Source organism: Pseudomonas sp. GW822-FHT02D10 (genome assembly GCF_058802345.1).
Map to the genome: position 1 here is coordinate 1 of NZ_JBXAOB010000008.1, position 21,078 is coordinate 21,078.

Consider the following 21,078-nt stretch of genomic DNA (forward strand, 5'->3'; position numbering starts at 1 on the left):
GGTCATCGTCAAGATTAAATTCCGAAACCCCTATCTGCGTATGCAGGTAGGGGTTTTGTTTTGCCTGCGAGAAAGTTGATTCTTACGATTTCTATGCAACGGCTCGGGGCATGGCTATCATGCGGGCCTCATTGTGAGGCGATACTTGCATGCTGACGTTGTTAAAGCTCCTGAAGGACGGTCGTTTCCATTCCGGCCAAGCGCTGGGTGCTGCTCTAGGTATTAGTCGTAGCGCTGTATGGAAGCAGCTCCAGCACCTCGAGGTTGAATTGGGTCTTTCTATCCATAAGGTACGTGGTCGTGGTTATCAGTTGAGTGCGCCGTTGACTCTGCTCAATTCCGCGGAGATCGGTGAGCATTCACCTGCTTGCGACTGGTCCGTACTTGTCTTTGATTCGATTGATTCCACCAACGCTGAAGCCTTGCGCTCTATAGAGCGCGGAATGGTTGCGCCGTTTCTTGTGCTGGCGGAGCGGCAAACTGCTGGTCGCGGTCGACGCGGCCGCAAGTGGGTGAGTCCGTTTGCCGAAAATATCTACTACAGCCTCGTGCTGCGTATCGATGGCGGTATGCGACAGCTTGAAGGGCTTAGCCTGGTTGTCGGTCTTGCTGTGATGCAGACGCTGCGCGATTTGGGGATTGCTGGGGCTGGTTTGAAGTGGCCTAACGATGTCCTTGTCGGTGAGAAGAAAATCGCTGGCATATTGTTGGAGTTGGTTGGGGATCCTGCTGATGTGTGTCACGTCGTTCTGGGCGTGGGAATCAATGTAAATATGCAAATGGCTGATGAGGTTGACCAGCAATGGACCTCTATGCGTCTCGAGGCGGGTAGGGCGTTTGATCGTAATCTTCTTATTGCGCGTTTGGGGGTTGTTCTCCAGGAATACCTGAGTCGTCACCAGTCGGCAGGGTTTTCAGCGCTTCAGGCAGAGTGGGAACGAGGGCACCTATGGCAGGGGCGTGCGGTTTCACTGATTGCCGGCGTGAATCGGATTGACGGTGTGGTGATGGGGATCGACGGACAGGGCGCATTGCGTTTGAAAGTAGATGGCGTAGAAAAGGTGTTTAGTGGTGGTGAGCTAAGTCTGAGGTTGCGCGATGATTCTTGAGCTCGACTGCGGGAACAGCTTCATTAAGTGGCGTGTGCTGCATGCTGATGCGGCGCGTTTGGTTGCCGAGGGGGTTGTCGACTCGGATCTTGCCTTGTTGGAGAGCTTGCACGGCTGTGATGGGTTGACTCTCAAGTACTGTCGCCTGGTAAGCGTAAGAACCAATGAAGAAACCGCTGCACTTGTTTCCTCGCTGGTTGAGGCGTTCGGTGTAACGGTGTCCTGTGCGGCGCCGGCCCGTGAAATGTCTGGAGTCCACAACGGTTACGAGGATTATCGGCGATTGGGGCTTGATCGCTGGCTCGCAATGCTTGGGGCATTTCATCTTGCCTCAGGGGCTTGTCTTGTTCTCGATTTTGGTACAGCGCTTACTGCGGACTTTATTGCGGCGGATGGCAAGCACCTGGGAGGGTTCATTTGTCCCGGAATGCCCTTGATGCGTAACCAGTTGCGCACCCATACCCGGCGAATTCGCTATGACGATCTCGCGGCATCGAGAGCGCTCGAGAGCTTTGAGCCTGGGCAAAATACGGTGGAGGCCGTCGAGCGTGGGTGTTCGTTGATGTTGAGAGGGTTTGTCCTGACGCAGCTGGAGCTGGCGCGCAGCTATTGGGGACGGGAGTTCTCGGTGTTCCTCACTGGTGGTGACGCAAGCCTGGTTTCCGGAGTCGTGCCAGAGGCGCGGGTGGTACCAGATCTCGTATTCGTAGGTTTGGCCATGGCGTGCCCATTGTCCTGAGGTTTTTATGCGTTGGTTGTTTCTGCTGTTGCTGGTCCTCAATGTGTTTTATTACGTCTGGCATCAGCAGGAGGCGCCCTTGCGTGCGAAGGACGTCACTCCGTTGAGTTTGTATAAAGGTTCGCAGCAGGACATTCGCCTGTTGAGTGAAACGACTGATGCAGCAACTGCACGTGACAAGGGGAAATCTGCGCAGGCGGATAACAGCTGTCTTTATCTGGGGGGCTTTGCTCGCCAGGAAACGGCAAAGACGCTCGAGCAACGATTGACTGCTCTCGACATCAAGGTTCAGCAGCTATCGGTTTCTCTTCCTGATTCTGTTGGATATTGGATGCGTGTGGCTCCAGAAAGCCGGCGTTTGGCGGATGATTCCTTGTTGCAGAACCTTGCTAAAGAATTCAATGAGTTAAAACATAAAATAATGCCGTGTGAGGGGGTTGCAACTGCTGAATAGGTTGCATAGAATGGCGCCCGCTTCGCAGTGAAGACCTTTAACGGTCAACGGCGCGAAGCGAGGTCAACGCAGCTAACCTCAGGTTTTTAATGAGAAAATGCTTGACAGAAGGCTGGCATGATATAGAATGCCGGCTCGCTTAGGAGGGGTTCCCGAGCGGCCAAAGGGATCAGACTGTAAATCTGACGTCTACGACTTCGAAGGTTCGAATCCTTCCCCCTCCACCATTTTTAGCGTGAGCTGCAAGCTTACGCGGGTATAGTTTAGTGGTAGAACCTCAGCCTTCCAAGCTGATGATGCGGGTTCGATTCCCGCTACCCGCTCCAAGTTTTCAGGTTGTGCAAAGTGTTTCGCTCTTGTAGCTCAGTTGGTAGAGCACACCCTTGGTAAGGGTGAGGTCAGCGGTTCAAATCCGCTCAAGAGCTCCATATAACAAGGCAGATATGAAAATATCTGCCTTTGTTTTAATGGTCGGTATTGCTTGCTTAATTCTTCTGCTGGGGGTTATTTCGATGGCTAAGGAAAAGTTCGATCGTTCCCTGCCGCATGTCAACGTTGGTACCATCGGTCACGTTGACCACGGTAAAACCACTCTGACTGCTGCTCTGACTCGCGTCTGCTCCGAAGTTTTCGGCTCGGCTCGTGTTGACTTCGACAAGATCGACAGCGCACCAGAAGAGAAAGCTCGCGGTATCACCATCAACACCGCACACGTTGAGTACAACTCGAAGATCCGTCACTACGCTCACGTTGACTGCCCAGGTCACGCTGACTATGTGAAGAACATGATCACCGGTGCTGCTCAGATGGACGGCGCTATCTTGGTTTGCTCGGCCGCTGATGGTCCGATGCCGCAAACCCGTGAGCACATCCTGCTGTCCCGTCAGGTAGGCGTTCCGTACATCGTGGTTTTCCTGAACAAGGCTGACCTGGTAGACGACGCTGAGCTGCTGGAACTGGTTGAGATGGAAGTGCGCGATCTGCTGAGCACTTACGATTTCCCGGGTGACGACACTCCGATCATCATCGGTTCTGCTCGTATGGCTCTGGAAGGCAACGACGAAAACGAAATGGGCACCACTGCTGTTCGTAAACTGGTTGAAACTCTGGATAGCTACATCCCGGAACCAGTTCGTCTGACCGACAAGCCATTCCTGATGCCAATCGAAGACGTATTCTCGATCTCGGGTCGCGGTACTGTTGTGACTGGTCGTATCGAGCGCGGTATCGTTCGCGTTCAAGATCCGCTGGAAATCGTTGGTCTGCGTGACACTGCCGTCACCACCTGCACCGGCGTTGAAATGTTCCGCAAGCTGCTCGACGAAGGTCGTGCTGGCGAGAACTGTGGCGTGCTGCTGCGTGGCACCAAGCGTGACGACGTTGAGCGTGGTCAGGTTCTGGTTAAGCCGGGTTCGGTTAAGCCGCACACCAAGTTCACCGCAGAAGTTTACGTTCTGAGCAAGGAAGAAGGTGGTCGTCACACTCCGTTCTTCAAAGGCTACCGTCCACAGTTCTACTTCCGTACTACTGACGTGACTGGTAACTGCGAGCTGCCAGAAGGCGTTGAAATGGTAATGCCAGGCGATAACATTCAGATGACTGTTACCCTGATCAAAACCATCGCGATGGAAGATGGCCTGCGTTTCGCTATCCGTGAAGGCGGTCGTACCGTCGGCGCTGGCGTCGTAGCCAAAATCATCGAGTAAATTGTTGTAATGTCTTTTTCGGGCCGGCATAATGGTCGGCCTGATTTTGTTTTAGGTCAGTAGCTCAATTGGCAGAGCGACGGTCTCCAAAACCGTAGGTTGGGGGTTCGATTCCCTCCTGACCTGCCAGATTCACTTGGTGTGTCTGGCTTTCTTTTCACAGGATCTTCATAGATGACTCCTAAAGCTGAAGCTCAAGGCTCTCGCTTCGATCTGCTCAAGTGGCTTGTAGTAGTCACCTTGGTGGTTGTTGGCGTTGTCGGCAATCAGTATTACCATGCTGCGCCGATCCTGTACCGTGTGCTCGCTTTGCTTGTTATTGCTGCTGTAGCTGCCTTTGTAGGCCTGCAGACGGTCAAGGGCAAGTCTTTCTTTGTACTGGTTAAGGAAGCTCGCACCGAGATTCGAAAAGTCGTGTGGCCAACTCGCCAAGAAACCACGCAGACCACCCTGATTGTGGTGGCTGTTGTTCTGGTTATGGCGTTGCTGTTGTGGGGGCTTGATTCCCTGCTCGGCTGGCTTGTTTCCTTGATTGTTGGCTAAGGGTGTCCCGTGGCTAAGCGTTGGTATGTTGTGCATGCTTACTCGGGTTACGAGAAGCATGTCATGCGCTCGTTGGTAGAGCGTGTAAAGCTGGCTGGCATGGAAGATGGCTTCGGCGAAATTCTGGTTCCCACTGAAGAAGTGGTTGAAATGCGTAATGGCCAGAAGCGCAAAAGCGAGCGTAAGTTCTTCCCTGGCTATGTGCTGGTCCAGATGGATATGAACGAGGGTACTTGGCACTTGGTCAAGGACACTCCTCGGGTGATGGGCTTCATCGGCGGTACTGCTGATAAGCCGGCGCCGATCACTGATAAAGAGGCAGAAGCAATTCTGCGTCGCGTTGCTGATGGTAGCGACAAGCCGAAGCCGAAGACATTGTTCGAGCCGGGTGAAGTGGTTCGTGTTACCGACGGTCCGTTCGCTGATTTCAACGGCACGGTCGAAGAAGTTAACTACGAAAAGAGCCGGATCCAGGTCGCTGTGCTCATTTTCGGTCGCTCTACTCCGGTAGAGCTAGAGTTCAGCCAGGTCGAAAAGGTCTAGCCGGACAAGCATCCCAACCCCGCAGCCCTAGGCTGTGGGGTTTTGTCGTCACTGGGATAAACGCGCAAGTAACCGGGGAGCCTCTCGAGGCGTTCGAACCCGTAATTGGAGTGCCTCATGGCCAAGAAGATTACCGCTTACATCAAGCTGCAAGTGAAAGCCGCTCAGGCTAACCCAAGCCCACCTGTTGGTCCTGCTCTGGGTCAGCACGGCGTAAACATCATGGAATTCTGCAAGGCTTTCAACGCCCGTACTCAGGGTATTGAGCCAGGTCTGCCGACTCCAGTGATCATCACTGTCTACAGCGACCGTAGCTTCACTTTCGAAACTAAAAGCACCCCGGCTTCGGTTCTGCTGAAGAAGGCTGCTGGTTTGACTAGCGGTTCCGCTCGTCCAAACACCGTTAAGGTTGGCACTGTAACTCGTGCTCAGCTGGAAGAGATCGCGAAAACCAAAAACGCGGATCTGACTGCAGCTGATATGGAAGCAGCCGTGCGTACTATCGCCGGTTCTGCTCGTAGCATGGGCCTTAACGTGGAGGGTGTGTAATGGCTAAGCTGACCAAGCGCCAAAAGGCTATCGCCGGCAAAATCGAAGCGGGCAAGGCCTACAATTTTGTAGACGCCGCTGTTCTGCTGGCTGAGCTGTCGACTGTCAAGTTCAGCGAGTCGTTCGACGTTGCTGTGAACCTGGGTGTTGACCCGCGCAAATCTGACCAGGTTGTTCGTAGCGCTACTGTGCTGCCACACGGCACTGGCAAGACCGTTCGCGTTGCTGTGTTCACCCAGGGCCCAGCAGCTGAAGCTGCTCTGGCTGCCGGCGCTGATCGCGTAGGCATGGACGACCTGGCTGCCGAAATGAAAGGCGGCGACCTGAACTATGACGTAGTTATTGCTTCTCCGGATGCAATGCGCGTTGTAGGTCAGTTGGGTCAGATCCTCGGTCCACGTGGCCTGATGCCTAACCCTAAAGTCGGCACCGTAACTCCAGACGTAGCTACCGCGGTTAAAAACGCAAAAGCTGGTCAGGTTCGTTATCGCACCGACAAAAACGGCATCATCCACACTTCCGTTGGCAAGGTCGGTTTCGACGCCGTCAAGCTGAAGGAAAACGTTGAAGCCCTGATCGCTGATCTGAAGCGTATCAAGCCAGCTTCTTCGAAAGGTATCTACGTCAAGCGCGTTACCTTGAGCACCACTATGGGCCCAGGTCTGGTCATCGACCAAGGTTCGCTCGACGCATAAGACACAAATTGGCGCGAGTGATCGTGCCAATTGAAAAAAATTGGGGTCCCTGCCTGGCGGGGGCTATCCAAGACCGTAGGCGACGCAAGTCTTAAACCTCAAGCCTACGCAGATGGTGCTCCCGGTTCCTTACCGAATCAGACACCAAAACGACATCCGGCTTCGGCTGGATGAAACGGTAACAAGCAGGAGTTAAACCCGTGGCAATTAAACTCGAAGACAAGAAGGCCATCGTCGCTGAAGTCAACGAGGCTGCCAAAGCTGCTCTGTCCGCTGTCGTGGCTGATGCCCGTGGCGTAACAGTAGGCGCTATGACCGGACTCCGTAAAGAGGCTCGTGAAGCTGGCGTTTACGTACGTGTTGTACGTAACACCCTGCTCAAGCGCGCAGTTGCTGACACTGAATACAGTGTTCTCAACGACGTGTTCACCGGCCCGACCTTGATCGCGTTCTCCAACCAACATCCTGGCGCTGCTGCCCGTTTGTTCAAGGAGTTCGCCAAAGGTCAGGATAAGTTCGAGATCAAGGCAGCTGCGTTCGAGGGCAAGTTCCTCGCAGCTAATCAGATCGACGTACTGGCAACTCTGCCGACCCGTGACGAAGCAATCTCCCAGCTGATGAGCGTGATTCAAGGCGCTACCAGCAAGTTGGCTCGTACTCTGGCGGCTATTCGCGACCAAAAAGAAGCTGTTGCAGCCTAAGGCTGAGCACTTCCTTTCGCGCTTTTTTGTTTATTTCGATGGTCGCGTAGGCCGTCCCCAAATCAGGAATTAGAGTCATGTCTATCTCTCAAGACGATATCCTCAACGCCGTAGCTGAAATGTCGGTTATCCAGGTTGTTGAGCTGATCAAAGCTTTCGAAGAAAAATTCGGCGTTACCGCTGCTGCTGCTTCGGCAGGTCCTGCCGTTGCTGCTGCCGTTGCTGAAGAGCAAACCGAATTCAACGTCATGCTGCTGGAAGCTGGCGAGAAGAAAGTTAACGTGATCAAGGCTGTACGTGAACTGACCGGTCTGGGCCTGAAAGAAGCCAAGGCTGTAGTTGACGGCGCTCCTGGCATGGTTCTGGAAGCTGTTACCAAAGACGCAGCTGACAAAGCCAAAGCCACTCTGGAAGAAGCAGGCGCTAAAGTCGAGCTGAAGTAAGCATCGACTTTGCGTCTCCAGCCCGAGCGTTAAGCGAAAGGCTGATGGCTGGTGGCTCTTGCCACCGGCCTTTTTCCGTTATTGGCAGCCGACTGGGTCGGTGTTGATAACGAGCTGTAACCACCCGATGCGGTGGCGCAAACCATGGGGTTTGCACGATTTTCTGGCTGCTCCCGTCGGGAGGGGCCAAACAAGCAGGTGACCAAGCTGGGGAACGCTGATGGCTTACTCATATACTGAGAAAAAACGTATCCGCAAGGACTTTAGCAAGTTGCCGGACGTCATGGATGTGCCGTACCTCCTGGCCATCCAGCTGGATTCGTATCGTGAATTCTTGCAAGCGGGAGCGACTAAAGATCAGTTCCGCGACGTGGGCCTGCATGCGGCCTTCAAATCCGTTTTCCCGATCATCAGCTACTCCGGCAATGCTGCGCTGGAGTACGTCGGTTATCGCCTGGGCGAACCGGCATTTGATGTCAAAGAATGCGTATTGCGCGGTGTAACTTACGCCGTACCTTTGCGGGTAAAAGTGCGCCTGATCATTTTCGACAAAGAATCGTCGAACAAAGCGATCAAGGACATTAAAGAGCAAGAAGTCTACATGGGTGAAATCCCCCTGATGACTGAGAATGGTACCTTCGTAATCAACGGTACCGAGCGTGTAATCGTTTCCCAGCTGCACCGTTCCCCGGGCGTGTTCTTCGACCACGATCGTGGCAAGACGCACAGCTCCGGCAAACTGCTGTACTCCGCGCGGATCATTCCTTACCGCGGTTCGTGGCTGGACTTCGAGTTCGACCCGAAAGACTGCGTATTCGTGCGTATCGACCGTCGTCGCAAGCTGCCTGCATCGGTACTGCTGCGCGCGCTCGGTTACACCACTGAAGAAGTGCTCGATGCGTTCTACACCACCAACGTCTTCCACGTGCAAGGTGAAAACCTCAGCCTGGAACTGGTGCCTCAGCGCCTGCGTGGTGAGATTGCCGTTCTGGACATCCAGGACGAGAAGGGCAAGGTCATCGTTGAGCAAGGCCGCCGTATTACCGCGCGCCACATCAACCAGATCGAAAAAGCCGGTATCAAGGCTCTGGAAGTGCCTCTGGACTACGTCCTGGGTCGCACCACCGCCAAGGTCATCGTGCATCCGGCAACCGGCGAAATCCTGGCAGAGTGCAACACCGAGCTGAACACCGAGATCCTGGCGAAAATCGCCAAGTCTCAGGTTGTTCGCATCGAAACTCTGTACACCAACGATATCGACTGTGGCCCGTTCGTCTCCGACACATTGAAGATCGACTCCACCAGCAACCAATTGGAAGCGCTGGTCGAGATCTATCGCATGATGCGTCCAGGCGAGCCGCCAACCAAAGACGCTGCCGAGACTCTGTTCAACAACCTGTTCTTCAGCCCTGAGCGCTATGACCTGTCTGCGGTCGGCCGGATGAAGTTCAACCGTCGTATCGGTCGTACCGAGATCGAAGGTTCGGGCGTGTTGTGCAAAGAAGATATCGTCGCGGTACTGAAGACTCTGGTCGACATCCGTAACGGTAAAGGCATTGTCGATGACATCGACCACCTGGGTAACCGTCGTGTTCGCTGTGTAGGCGAAATGGCCGAGAACCAGTTCCGCGTTGGCCTGGTACGTGTTGAGCGTGCGGTCAAAGAGCGTCTGTCGATGGCTGAAAGCGAAGGCCTGATGCCGCAAGACCTGATCAACGCCAAGCCAGTGGCTGCGGCGGTGAAAGAGTTCTTCGGTTCCAGCCAGCTGTCCCAGTTCATGGACCAGAACAACCCACTGTCCGAGATCACCCACAAGCGTCGTGTCTCTGCACTCGGCCCTGGCGGTCTGACTCGTGAGCGTGCTGGCTTTGAAGTTCGTGACGTACACCCGACTCACTATGGTCGTGTATGCCCGATTGAAACGCCGGAAGGTCCGAACATCGGTCTGATCAACTCCCTGGCCGCCTATGCGCGCACCAACCAGTACGGCTTCCTCGAGAGCCCGTACCGCGTGGTGAAAGACGCTCTGGTCACCGACGAGATCGTGTTCCTGTCCGCCATCGAAGAAGCTGATCACGTGATCGCTCAGGCTTCGGCCACGATGAACGACAAGAAAATGCTGATCGACGAACTGGTAGCTGTTCGTCATTTGAACGAGTTCACCGTCAAGGCGCCGGAAGACGTCACCTTGATGGACGTATCGCCGAAGCAGGTAGTTTCGGTTGCTGCGTCGCTGATCCCGTTCCTCGAGCACGATGACGCCAACCGTGCGTTGATGGGTTCGAACATGCAGCGTCAAGCTGTACCAACCCTGCGCGCTGACAAGCCGCTGGTAGGTACCGGTATGGAACGTAACGTGGCTCGCGACTCCGGTGTTTGCGTCGTGGCTCGTCGTGGCGGCGTGATTGATTCCGTTGATGCCAGCCGTATCGTGGTTCGTGTTGCGGATGACGAAGTTGAAACTGGCGAAGCTGGTGTCGACATCTACAACCTGACCAAGTACACCCGCTCCAACCAGAACACCTGCATCAACCAGCGTCCGCTGGTGAGCAAGGGTGATCGGGTTCAGCGTAGCGACATCATGGCCGACGGTCCGTCCACCGACATGGGTGAGCTGGCACTGGGTCAGAACATGCGCATCGCGTTCATGGCCTGGAACGGTTACAACTTCGAAGACTCCATCTGCCTGTCGGAACGAGTCGTTCAAGAAGACCGCTTCACCACGATCCACATTCAGGAACTGACCTGTGTGGCGCGTGATACCAAGCTTGGGCCAGAGGAAATCACTGCAGACATCCCGAACGTGGGTGAAGCTGCACTGAACAAGCTGGACGAAGCCGGTATCGTTTACGTAGGTGCTGAAGTTGGCGCAGGCGACATTCTGGTCGGTAAGGTCACTCCGAAAGGCGAGACTCAACTGACTCCAGAAGAGAAGCTGTTGCGTGCGATCTTCGGTGAAAAAGCCAGCGACGTTAAAGACACTTCCCTGCGCGTACCTACCGGTACCAAGGGTACTGTCATCGACGTACAGGTCTTCACCCGTGACGGCGTTGAGCGTGATGCTCGTGCTCTGTCGATCGAGAAGACTCAACTCGACGAGATCCGCAAGGACCTGAACGAAGAGTTCCGTATCGTTGAAGGCGCTACTTTCGAACGTCTGCGTTCCGCTCTGGTCGGCCACAAAGCCGAAGGCGGCGCCGGTCTGAAGAAAGGTCAGGAAATCACCGACGAAGTACTCGACGGTCTTGAGCACGGCCAGTGGTTCAAACTGCGCATGGCTGAAGATGCTCTGAACGAGCAGCTCGAGAAGGCTCAGGCCTATATCGTTGATCGCCGCCGTCTGTTGGACGACAAGTTCGAAGACAAGAAGCGCAAACTGCAGCAGGGCGATGACCTGGCTCCAGGCGTGCTGAAAATCGTCAAGGTTTACCTGGCAATCCGTCGCCGCATCCAGCCGGGCGACAAGATGGCCGGTCGTCACGGTAACAAAGGTGTGGTCTCCGTGATCATGCCGGTTGAAGACATGCCGCACGATGCCAATGGCACCCCGGTCGACGTCGTCCTCAACCCGTTGGGCGTACCTTCGCGTATGAACGTTGGTCAGATCCTTGAAACCCACCTGGGCCTCGCGGCCAAAGGTCTGGGCGAGAAGATCAACCGGATGATCGAAGAGCAGCGTAAAGTTGCCGAGATGCGTAAATTCCTGCACGAGATCTATAACGAGATCGGCGGTCGTCAGGAAAGCCTCGATGACTTCTCCGACCAGGAAATCATGGATCTGGCGAAGAACCTGCGCGGCGGCGTACCGATGGCCACTCCGGTGTTCGACGGTGCCAAGGAAAGCGAAATCAAGGCCATGCTGAAACTGGCAGACCTGCCAGAAAGCGGCCAGATGCAGCTGACCGACGGCCGTACCGGCAACAAGTTCGAGCGCCCGGTTACCGTTGGCTACATGTACATGCTGAAGCTGAACCACTTGGTAGACGACAAGATGCACGCTCGTTCTACCGGTTCGTACAGCCTGGTTACCCAGCAGCCGCTGGGTGGTAAGGCGCAGTTCGGTGGTCAGCGTTTCGGGGAGATGGAGGTCTGGGCACTGGAAGCATACGGTGCTGCATACACTCTGCAAGAAATGCTCACAGTGAAGTCGGACGATGTGAACGGTCGGACCAAGATGTACAAAAACATCGTGGACGGCGATCACCGTATGGAGCCGGGCATGCCCGAGTCCTTCAACGTGTTGATCAAGGAAATTCGTTCCCTCGGCATCGATATCGATCTGGAAACCGAATAACACGTGACGCGAATGAGAGCGGGGCAGGATTGCCCGCTCTCTGCTCCGCCAGGAGGAAAGGCCTTGAAAGACCTACTGAATTTGCTGAAAAACCAGGGTCAAGTCGAAGAGTTCGACGCCATCCGTATCGGATTGGCATCGCCTGAGATGATCCGTTCGTGGTCGTTCGGTGAAGTTAAAAAGCCGGAAACCATCAACTACCGTACGTTCAAACCTGAGCGTGACGGCCTGTTCTGCGCCAAGATCTTTGGCCCGGTAAAGGATTACGAGTGCCTGTGCGGTAAGTACAAGCGCTTGAAGCACCGTGGTGTGATCTGCGAGAAGTGCGGCGTTGAAGTCGCGCTGGCTAAAGTTCGTCGTGAGCGCATGGCGCACATCGAACTGGCCTCGCCAGTTGCCCACATCTGGTTCCTGAAATCGCTGCCGTCCCGTATCGGCTTGCTGATGGACATGACCCTGCGTGACATCGAGCGCGTTCTCTACTTCGAGAGCTATGTCGTTATCGATCCAGGCATGACCACCCTTGAAAAAGGTCAGCTGCTCAACGACGAGCAGTACTTCGAAGCGCTGGAAGAGTTCGGCGACGATTTCGATGCCCGCATGGGTGCCGAGGCTGTCCGTGAGCTGCTGCACGCTATCGACCTGGAACACGAGATTGGCCGTCTGCGTGAAGAAATTCCGCAAACCAACTCTGAAACCAAAATCAAGAAGCTGTCCAAGCGTCTGAAGTTGATGGAAGCCTTCCAGGGTTCCGGCAACTTGCCAGAGTGGATGGTGCTGACCGTTCTGCCGGTGCTGCCGCCAGATCTGCGTCCACTGGTCCCATTGGATGGCGGTCGTTTCGCGACTTCCGACCTCAACGATCTGTATCGTCGAGTGATCAACCGTAACAACCGCTTGAAGCGCCTGCTTGATCTGTCCGCTCCGGACATCATCGTGCGCAACGAAAAGCGTATGTTGCAGGAAGCCGTCGACGCCTTGCTCGATAACGGTCGTCGTGGTCGCGCTATCACCGGTTCCAACAAGCGTCCTCTGAAATCCCTGGCTGACATGATCAAGGGTAAACAAGGTCGTTTCCGTCAGAACTTGCTCGGTAAGCGTGTTGACTACTCCGGTCGTTCGGTAATTACCGTAGGTCCGACCCTGCGTCTGCACCAGTGCGGTCTGCCGAAGAAAATGGCTCTCGAGCTGTTCAAACCGTTCATTTTCGGCAAGCTGGAAATGCGTGGTCTCGCGACCACCATCAAAGCTGCCAAGAAGATGGTTGAGCGCGAGCTGCCGGAAGTTTGGGACGTTCTCGCTGAAGTTATCCGCGAACACCCAGTGCTTCTCAACCGTGCACCGACCCTTCACCGTCTGGGTATCCAGGCATTTGAACCGGTTCTGATCGAAGGTAAAGCTATCCAGCTGCACCCGCTGGTCTGCGCCGCGTACAACGCCGACTTCGACGGCGACCAAATGGCCGTGCACGTACCGCTGACACTGGAAGCCCAGTTGGAAGCGCGCGCGTTGATGATGTCGACCAACAACATTCTGTCGCCAGCCAACGGTGAGCCAATCATCGTTCCGTCGCAGGACGTTGTATTGGGTCTGTACTACATGACTCGTGAAGCGATCAACGCCAAAGGCGAAGGTCGTGTGTTCGCGGATCTGCAAGAAGTTGACCGTGTGTTCCGTGCCGGCGAAGCCGCACTGCACGCCAAGGTTAAAGTGCGGATCAACGAAACCGTCAACGACCGTGACGGTGGCAGCGTGAGCAACACCCGTATCGTCGACACCACTGTCGGCCGTGCGCTGTTGTTCCAGGTTGTGCCAAAAGGTCTGTCGTACGATGTCGTCAACCTGCCAATGAAGAAAAAGGCGATCTCCAAGCTGATCAACCAATGCTACCGCGTGGTTGGTTTGAAAGAGACCGTGATCTTCGCTGACCAGTTGATGTACACCGGCTTTGCCTATTCGACCATTTCCGGCGTTTCCATCGGTGTTAACGACTTCGTTATCCCGGATGAAAAAGCCCGCATCATCAGTGCTGCCACCGATGAAGTGAAAGAGATCGAAAGTCAGTACGCCTCCGGCCTGGTAACCCAGGGCGAGAAGTACAACAAAGTGATCGACCTTTGGTCCAAGGCGAACGACGAAGTTTCCAAGGCGATGATGGCCAACCTCTCGAAAGAGAAAGTCATCGACCGTCATGGCGTCGAAGTCGACCAGGAGTCTTTCAACTCGATGTACATGATGGCCGACTCGGGCGCACGGGGTTCTGCTGCGCAGATCCGTCAGCTCGCCGGTATGCGTGGTCTGATGGCCAAGCCGGACGGTTCCATCATTGAAACGCCGATTACTGCGAACTTCCGTGAAGGTTTGAGCGTACTTCAGTACTTCATCTCCACTCACGGTGCTCGTAAAGGTCTGGCGGATACCGCGTTGAAAACTGCGAACTCCGGTTACCTGACTCGTCGTCTGGTAGACGTGGCGCAGGATCTGGTTGTAACCGAGATCGATTGCGGTACCGAACACGGTCTGCTGATGACTCCGCACATTGAAGGCGGTGACGTTGTAGAGCCGTTGGGTGAGCGCGTATTGGGTCGTGTTATCGCCCGTGACGTATTCAAGCCAGGTTCCGAAGAAATCATCGTTCCTGCCGGCACTTTGGTAGACGAGAAGTGGGTTGAATTCATCGAGCTGAACAGCATCGACGAAGTGATCGTGCGTTCGCCGATCAGCTGCGAAACCCGTTATGGTATTTGCGCCAAGTGCTACGGCCGTGACCTGGCTCGTGGTCACCAGGTGAACATCGGTGAAGCTGTCGGCGTTATCGCTGCCCAGTCGATCGGTGAGCCGGGTACCCAGCTGACAATGCGTACGTTCCACATCGGTGGTGCGGCAAGCCGGACCTCCGCAGCTGACAGCGTTCAGGTGAAGAATGGCGGTACCGTCCGTCTGCACAACCTGAAACACGTTGAGCGAGTGGATGGTTGCCTGGTCGCTGTGTCCCGTTCCGGTGAGCTGGCAATCGCTGATGACTACGGTCGTGAGCGCGAGCGCTACAAGCTGCCGTACGGTGCTGTGATTTCGATTAAAGAAGGTGACAAGGTCGACGCTGGCGCAATCGTGGCCAAGTGGGATCCGCACACTCACCCAATCGTTACCGAAATGAAAGGTACCGTGACCTACGTGGGCATGGAAGAAGGCATCACGATCAAGCGTCAGACTGACGAATTGACCGGTATGACCAACATTGAAGTACTCGACGCCAAAGACCGTCCAGCTGCCGGTAAAGATATCCGTCCTGCTGTGAAGATGGTTGATGACAATGGCAAGGATCTCCTGCTGCCGGGTACCGACGTAATTGCTCAGTACTTCCTGCCTGCCAACGCCCTGGTCGGTGTGGCGGACGGTGCGAAAATCGCGATCGGTGATGTTATCGCTCGTATTCCGCAAGAGACTTCGAAAACCCGTGACATCACTGGTGGTCTGCCGCGTGTTGCCGACTTGTTCGAAGCTCGTCGTCCGAAAGAAGCCTCGATTCTGGCTGAAGTCAGCGGCACTATCGCGTTCGGTAAAGAGACCAAAGGCAAGCGCCGTCTGGTCATTACCCCGAACGACGGTAGCGATCCGTATGAAGAGCTGATTCCGAAGTGGCGTCACCTGAACGTCTTCGAAGGCGAACAAGTGAACCGCGGCGAAGTTATCTCCGACGGTCCAAGCGATCCACACGATATCCTGCGTCTGCTGGGTGTGAGTGCGCTGGCCAAGTACATTGTTAACGAGATCCAGGACGTTTACCGTCTGCAAGGCGTGAAGATCAACGACAAGCACATCGAGACCATCCTGCGTCAGATGCTGCGTAAAGTTGAAATCGCTGAATCCGGCGATTCCACTTTCATCAAGGGCGACCAGATGGAATTGACTCACGTCCTGGTAGAGAACGAGCGTTTGGCTGGCGACGACAAGTTCGTTTCCAAGTTCACTCGCGTTCTGCTGGGTATCACCAAGGCGTCGTTGTCCACCGAATCGTTCATCTCGGCGGCCTCTTTCCAAGAGACCACTCGCGTACTGACCGAAGCGGCGGTAACCGGCAAGCGCGATTACCTGCGCGGCCTGAAAGAAAACGTGGTCGTGGGTCGTTTGATCCCGGCAGGTACCGGTCTGGCTTACCACAGCGAGCGCAAGCGCCGCCGTGATGCTGACAAACCGTTGCGCGTAAGCGCCAGTGAAGTGGAAGCTGCACTGACCGAAGCGCTGAACTCGAGCGGTAACTGAGTTCTGCGATAAATAAGTGTGGGGCCCTGGCGGCCCCGCTCATCGAATCGAGACAATTTGTCGAGGCTGGATGAGCGGGGAGGTCGGGGCCTTGCCTTGACTGGGGACAAGATCCTCTTTAGACTCTTGTACCCCTAAATTTGGCGGGAATTCGTTCCTGCCATTTTGCTTTTCTTGCAAGACAATAGCGTCGCAAGACAACAGTGGAGCTAGTAGATGGCAACTATCAACCAGCTGGTACGTCAGCCGCGTAAGCGTATCGTCGAGAAATCCGACGTGCCTGCGCTGCAGAACTGCCCGCAACGTCGTGGCGTATGCACCCGTGTGTATACCACCACGCCGAAAAAACCTAACTCGGCACTGCGTAAAGTATGCCGTGTGCGCCTGACCAACGGTTTCGAGGTTTCCTCGTACATCGGCGGTGAAGGCCACAACCTGCAAGAGCACAGCGTGGTACTGATCCGCGGCGGTCGTGTAAAAGACTTGCCAGGTGTTCGTTACCACACCGTACGCGGTTCTTTGGATACTTCCGGCGTTAAAGGTCGTAACCAGGGTCGTTCGAAGTACGGTACCAAGAAGCCTAAGTAGTAGCGGCTTTTTGTAAAAACTGAATTATCTATTTTTCTGAGTCGATAAGAGTAAGGTCGGAGGCGTCCCGAAAGGGCACCGATTCCGAGCGAACCTGAAGACCGTTTGAGGGCTTATCCATGCCAAGAAGACGCGTAGCAGCCAAGCGCGAAGTGCTTGACGATCCAAAATACGGAAGCCAGATCCTGGCCAAGTTCATGAACCACGTGATGGAAAGCGGCAAGAAAGCCGTTGCCGAGCGTATCGTTTATGGCGCGCTGGAAAAGGTTAAAGAGCGCAAGAACAGCGACCCCCTGGAAATCTTCGAGAAAGCTCTCGACGCCATCGCTCCGCTGGTCGAAGTGAAGTCGCGCCGTGTAGGCGGTGCTACTTACCAGGTTCCGGTCGAAGTTCGTCCGTCCCGTCGTAACGCCCTGGCAATGCGCTGGTTGGTAGACTACGCCCGTAAGCGCGGCGAGAAGTCTATGGCTCTGCGTTTGGCTGGCGAACTGTTGGACGCTGCTGAAGGTAAAGGTGCTGCAGTTAAGAAGCGTGAAGACGTGCACCGTATGGCTGAAGCTAACAAAGCTTTCTCGCACTACCGCTTCTAATTTTAGCGTCACTAATTTTGCGAGGGCTTTATGGCTCGTACTACTCCGATTAACCGCTACCGTAACATCGGTATCGTTGCTCACGTGGATGCTGGTAAAACCACCACCACTGAGCGCGTCCTTTTTTACACTGGCGTAAACCACAAAATGGGCGAGGTGCATGACGGCGCCGCGACCATGGACTGGATGGTGCAGGAGCAGGAGCGTGGTATTACTATCACCTCCGCTGCAACCACGGCCTTCTGGTCGGGTTCTACCAAGCAGTTCGACAAGTATCGCTTCAACATCATCGATACCCCGGGCCACGTTGACTTCACCATCGAAGTAGAGCGCTCCCTGCGCGTACTCGACGGCGCGGTCGTTGTGTTCTGCGGTACTTCGGGTGTTGAGCCTCAGTCGGAAACCGTATGGCGTCAAGCCAACAAGTACGGCGTTCCGCGTCTTGTTTACGTAAACAAGATGGACCGTGCTGGCGCGAACTTCCTGCGTGTCGTTGATCAGATCAAAAAGCGTCTGGGTCACACTCCAGTGCCAATCCAGTTGGCTATCGGTTCCGAAGACAACTTCCAGGGTCAGATCGATCTGATCAGCATGGAAGCGGTCTACTGGGACGACGCTGACAAAGGTATGGCTCCTCGTCGCGAAGCGATCCCTGCAGAACTGCAGGAGCTGGCTGAAGAGTGGCGCAGCAACATGGTAGAGGCTGCGGCCGAAGCCAGCGAAGAGCTGATGAACAAGTATCTCGAGGGTGAAGAGCTCACCATCGCAGAAATCAAGGGCGCTCTGCGTCAGCGTACTATCGCTGGCGAAATCGTTCTGGCTGTTTGCGGTTCTTCCTTCAAGAACAAGGGTGTTCCCCTGGTTCTCGACGCCGTTATCGACTACCTGCCGGCACCAGTCGACATTCCTGCCATCAAGGGTACCGACCCGGATGACGAGACTGTTGAAATGGAGCGTCACGCAGACGACAGCGAGCCGTTCTCGGCTCTGGCGTTCAAGATCGCTACCGACCCATTCGTGGGTACTTTGACCTTCGCTCGCGTTTACTCGGGCGTGTTGAGCTCCGGCGACGGCGTGATCAACTCGGTTAAAGGCAAGAAAGAGCGCGTGGGTCGTATGGTGCAAATGCACGCAAACACCCGTGAAGAGATCAAGGAAGTGCGCGCTGGTGACATCGCGGCCCTGATCGGCATGAAGGACGTCACCACAGGTGACACTCTGTGCTCGGCTGATAAGCCGATCATCCTGGTTCGTATGGACTTCCCGGAGCCGGTTATTTCGGTTGCCGTTGAGCCTAAAACCAAGGATGACCAGGAAAAAATGGGTATCGCTCTGGGCAAACTTGCTCAGGAAGACCCGTCTTTCCGCGTCAAGACTGATGAAGAGACTGGTCAAACGATCATCTCCGGCATGGGCGAGTTGCACCTGGACATCCTGGTTGACCGGATGCGCCGTGAGTTCAACGTCGAAGCCAACATCGGTAAGCCTCAGGTTTCCTATCGTGAGAAGATCACGAAGAACTGCGAAATCGAAGGCAAGTTCGTTCGTCAATCCGGCGGTCGTGGCCAGTTCGGTCATTGCTGGATCCGTTTTGCTCCTGCTGACGAAGGTCAGGAAGGTCTGCAATTCGTGAACGAAGTGGTTGGTGGTGTGGTTCCTAAGGAATACATCCCGGCTATCCAGAAGGGTATCGAAGAGCAGATGAAGAACGGCGTTGTGGCCGGCTATCCGCTGATCGGCCTGAAGGCGACCGTGTTTGACGGTTCTTACCACGACGTCGACTCCAACGAGATGGCGTTCAAGGTGGCTGCTTCCATGGCAACCAAGCAACTGGCTACCAAAGGTGGCGGTGTGTTGCTTGAGCCGATCATGGCGGTAGAGGTTGTTACGCCTGAAGACTATATGGGTGACGTGATGGGCGACTTGAATCGTCGTCGCGGCATGATCTTGGGTATGGAAGACACGGTCTCCGGCAAAGTAATTCGTGCTGAAGTTCCGCTGGGTGAGATGTTCGGTTATGCGACCGACGTCCGTTCCATGTCTCAGGGTCGCGCAAGCTACTCTATGGAATTCAAAAAATATGATACGGCTCCGGCGCACATCGTCGAAGCTGTCACCAAAAAACAAGGCTGATTCAGCCCTTTAGGCAAGGAGTTAATTGTCGTGGCTAAAGAAAAATTTGATCGTTCCCTACCGCACGTCAACGTTGGCACCATCGGTCACGTTGACCACGGTAAAACCACTCTGACTGCTGCTCTGACTCGCGTCTGCTCCGAAGTTTTCGGTTCGGCCGTTGTTGCTTTCGACAAAATCGACAGCGCTCCGGAAGAAAAGGCTCGTGGTATCACCATCAACACCGCGCACGTTGAATACAACTCGGCGATCCGTCACTACGCTCACGTTGACTGCCCAGGTCACGCTGACTATGTGAAGAACATGATCACCGGTGCTGCCCAGATGGACGGCGCTATCCTGGTTTGCTCGGCCGCTGATGGTCCGATGCCGCAAACCCGTGAGCACATCCTGCTGTCCCGTCAGGTAGGCGTTCCGTACATCGTTGTCTTCCTGAACAAGGCTGACATGGTTGACGACGCTGAGCTGCTGGAACTGGTTGAGATGGAAGTGCGCGATCTGCTGAGCACTTACGACTTCCCGGGTGACGACACTCCGATCATCATTGGTTCGGCTCTGATGGCTCTGAACGGCCAAGACGACAACGAGATGGGCACCACTGCCGTCAAGAAGTTGGTTGAGACTCTGGATACCTACATCCCGGATCCGGTTCGCGTTATCGACAAGCCGTTCCTGATGCCAATCGAAGACGTATTCTCGATCTCCGGTCGCGGTACTGTTGTAACTGGTCGTATCGAGCGCGGTATCGTCAAGGTTCAGGATCCACTGGAAATCGTTGGTCTGCGTGACACTACCGTCACCACCTGCACCGGTGTTGAAATGTTCCGTAAGCTGCTCGACGAAGGTCGTGCTGGCGAGAACTGCGGCGTTCTGCTGCGTGGTACCAAGCGTGACGACGTTGAGCGTGGCCAGGTTCTGGTTAAGCCGGGTTCGGTTAAGCCGCACACCAAGTTCGAAGCTGAAGTGTACGTTCTGAGCAAAGAAGAAGGCGGTCGTCACACTCCGTTCTTCAAAGGCTACCGTCCACAGTTCTACTTCCGGACCACTGACGTGACCGGTAACTGCGAACTGCCGGAAGGCGTTGAAATGGTAATGCCGGGCGACAACATCAAAATGGTTGTCACCCTGATCAAGACCATCGCAATGGAAGACGGTCTGCGTTTCGCTATCCGTGAAGGCGGTCGTACCGTCGGCGCTGGCGTCGTAGCCAAAATCATCGAGTAATCGTTGATTTGATAAAAAGCCCCCGCTTGCGGGGGCTTTTTTATTGGGTTGACACTATGTTGGCCCGTCTATAGAATTGCGCCTCCTTTTAACGGGCGCAGTGCGCTCGGTGGGAATAGCAGCCGGAGTCTGAAATCCAATGCAAAATCAGCAAATCCGTATCAGGTTGAAGGCTTTTGACCATCGCCTGATCGACCAATCCACCCAGGAAATCGTGGAAACCGCGAAACGTACTGGTGCTCAAGTGCGTGGTCCAATTCCACTGCCTACCCGTAAAGAGCGGTTCACCGTTCTGGTCTCCCCGCACGTCAACAAAGACGCGCGTGACCAGTATGAGATCCGTACTCATAAGCGCGTTCTGGACATCGTCCAGCCAACGGATAAAACCGTTGATGCACTTATGAAGCTTGATCTTGCGGCCGGTGTGGAAGTGCAGATCAGCCTCGGCTAAGACTCGGTCTTAGTCGTGTAACGCTCTGAAATGGGCGGCCATAGCGGGTGAAA

The 21,078-nt window shown here is 54.9% G+C and carries 17 protein-coding genes and 4 tRNA genes; all 21 read left to right on the plus strand.

The genetic code is table 11. The annotated features are described in order from the left end of the window. Nucleotides 1-149 precede the first annotated feature (149 nt). The 21 genes from birA (at nt 150) to rpsJ (ending at nt 21,025) form a co-directional block, all read left to right on the plus strand. Nucleotides 150-1,109 carry a bifunctional biotin--[acetyl-CoA-carboxylase] ligase/biotin operon repressor BirA gene (gene birA / locus AC1RPZ_RS14725; RefSeq protein ID WP_493137773.1) on the plus strand — a complete coding sequence of 320 codons (960 nt, stop codon included), beginning with the start codon at nt 150-152 and terminating at the stop codon, nt 1,107-1,109. Then, the gene (locus tag AC1RPZ_RS14730; RefSeq protein WP_493137774.1) at nt 1,099-1,848 is read left to right on the plus strand and encodes a pantothenate kinase; all 750 of its coding nucleotides are present in this window, start codon (nt 1,099-1,101) and stop codon (nt 1,846-1,848) included. The genes birA and AC1RPZ_RS14730 overlap by 11 nt, the downstream gene beginning before the upstream one ends. A gap of 7 nt (nt 1,849-1,855) precedes the next feature. Further along, nucleotides 1,856-2,302, plus strand: coding sequence for a hypothetical protein (locus tag AC1RPZ_RS14735; protein ID WP_493137775.1), 447 nt, complete (start codon nt 1,856-1,858; stop codon nt 2,300-2,302). 142 nt (nt 2,303-2,444) lie between these two features. Then, nucleotides 2,445-2,529 (plus strand) — tRNA-Tyr (locus AC1RPZ_RS14740). A gap of 25 nt (nt 2,530-2,554) precedes the next feature. After that, nucleotides 2,555-2,628 (plus strand) — tRNA-Gly (locus tag AC1RPZ_RS14745). 26 nt (nt 2,629-2,654) lie between these two features. Next, a tRNA-Thr gene (locus AC1RPZ_RS14750) sits at nt 2,655-2,730 on the plus strand. An 84-nt stretch (nt 2,731-2,814) separates the two neighbouring features. Then, complete coding sequence (gene tuf, locus AC1RPZ_RS14755) at nt 2,815-4,008, plus strand: elongation factor Tu (protein WP_493137776.1); 1,194 nt, start codon at nt 2,815-2,817, stop codon at nt 4,006-4,008. 53 nt (nt 4,009-4,061) lie between these two features. Further along, a tRNA-Trp gene (locus tag AC1RPZ_RS14760) sits at nt 4,062-4,137 on the plus strand. 45 nt (nt 4,138-4,182) lie between these two features. Next, nucleotides 4,183-4,551, plus strand: coding sequence for a preprotein translocase subunit SecE (gene secE / locus AC1RPZ_RS14765; RefSeq protein WP_493137777.1), 369 nt, complete (start codon nt 4,183-4,185; stop codon nt 4,549-4,551). 9 nt (nt 4,552-4,560) lie between these two features. Next, entirely contained in the window at nt 4,561-5,094 is a 534-nt protein-coding gene (nusG, locus tag AC1RPZ_RS14770; protein ID WP_003186097.1) for a transcription termination/antitermination protein NusG, read from the plus strand. A gap of 117 nt (nt 5,095-5,211) precedes the next feature. Then, the gene (rplK, locus tag AC1RPZ_RS14775; RefSeq protein WP_008008888.1) at nt 5,212-5,643 is read left to right on the plus strand and encodes a 50S ribosomal protein L11; all 432 of its coding nucleotides are present in this window, start codon (nt 5,212-5,214) and stop codon (nt 5,641-5,643) included. Further along, nucleotides 5,643-6,338 carry a 50S ribosomal protein L1 gene (rplA, locus tag AC1RPZ_RS14780; protein WP_493137778.1) on the plus strand — a complete coding sequence of 232 codons (696 nt, stop codon included), beginning with the start codon at nt 5,643-5,645 and terminating at the stop codon, nt 6,336-6,338. Before rplK ends, rplA begins: the two co-directional genes overlap by 1 nt. A gap of 200 nt (nt 6,339-6,538) precedes the next feature. Further along, a complete protein-coding gene (gene rplJ / locus AC1RPZ_RS14785; RefSeq protein WP_123423425.1) occupies nt 6,539-7,039 on the plus strand; it encodes a 50S ribosomal protein L10 in 501 nt (166 codons plus the stop codon). A 77-nt stretch (nt 7,040-7,116) separates the two neighbouring features. Continuing rightward, nucleotides 7,117-7,482 carry a 50S ribosomal protein L7/L12 gene (gene rplL, locus AC1RPZ_RS14790; RefSeq protein WP_493137779.1) on the plus strand — a complete coding sequence of 122 codons (366 nt, stop codon included), beginning with the start codon at nt 7,117-7,119 and terminating at the stop codon, nt 7,480-7,482. 220 nt (nt 7,483-7,702) lie between these two features. Then, complete coding sequence (rpoB, locus tag AC1RPZ_RS14795; protein ID WP_493137780.1) at nt 7,703-11,776, plus strand: DNA-directed RNA polymerase subunit beta; 4,074 nt, start codon at nt 7,703-7,705, stop codon at nt 11,774-11,776. Between the two features lie 63 nt (nt 11,777-11,839). Then, a complete protein-coding gene (rpoC, locus tag AC1RPZ_RS14800) occupies nt 11,840-16,039 on the plus strand; it encodes a DNA-directed RNA polymerase subunit beta' (protein WP_493137781.1) in 4,200 nt (1,399 codons plus the stop codon). A gap of 216 nt (nt 16,040-16,255) precedes the next feature. Further along, the gene (gene rpsL, locus AC1RPZ_RS14805) at nt 16,256-16,627 is read left to right on the plus strand and encodes a 30S ribosomal protein S12 (RefSeq protein ID WP_002555494.1); all 372 of its coding nucleotides are present in this window, start codon (nt 16,256-16,258) and stop codon (nt 16,625-16,627) included. A 119-nt stretch (nt 16,628-16,746) separates the two neighbouring features. Beyond that, nucleotides 16,747-17,217 (plus strand): 30S ribosomal protein S7, encoded by a 471-nt coding sequence (gene rpsG, locus AC1RPZ_RS14810; protein ID WP_093426586.1) that lies wholly within the window; start codon nt 16,747-16,749, stop codon nt 17,215-17,217. A 30-nt stretch (nt 17,218-17,247) separates the two neighbouring features. Then, the gene (gene fusA / locus AC1RPZ_RS14815) at nt 17,248-19,350 is read left to right on the plus strand and encodes an elongation factor G (protein ID WP_493137782.1); all 2,103 of its coding nucleotides are present in this window, start codon (nt 17,248-17,250) and stop codon (nt 19,348-19,350) included. 30 nt (nt 19,351-19,380) lie between these two features. Next, a complete protein-coding gene (gene tuf, locus AC1RPZ_RS14820; RefSeq protein ID WP_493137783.1) occupies nt 19,381-20,574 on the plus strand; it encodes an elongation factor Tu in 1,194 nt (397 codons plus the stop codon). Nucleotides 20,575-20,713: 139 nt separating this feature from the next. Continuing rightward, complete coding sequence (gene rpsJ, locus AC1RPZ_RS14825) at nt 20,714-21,025, plus strand: 30S ribosomal protein S10 (RefSeq protein WP_003186070.1); 312 nt, start codon at nt 20,714-20,716, stop codon at nt 21,023-21,025. Nucleotides 21,026-21,078 lie beyond the last annotated feature (53 nt).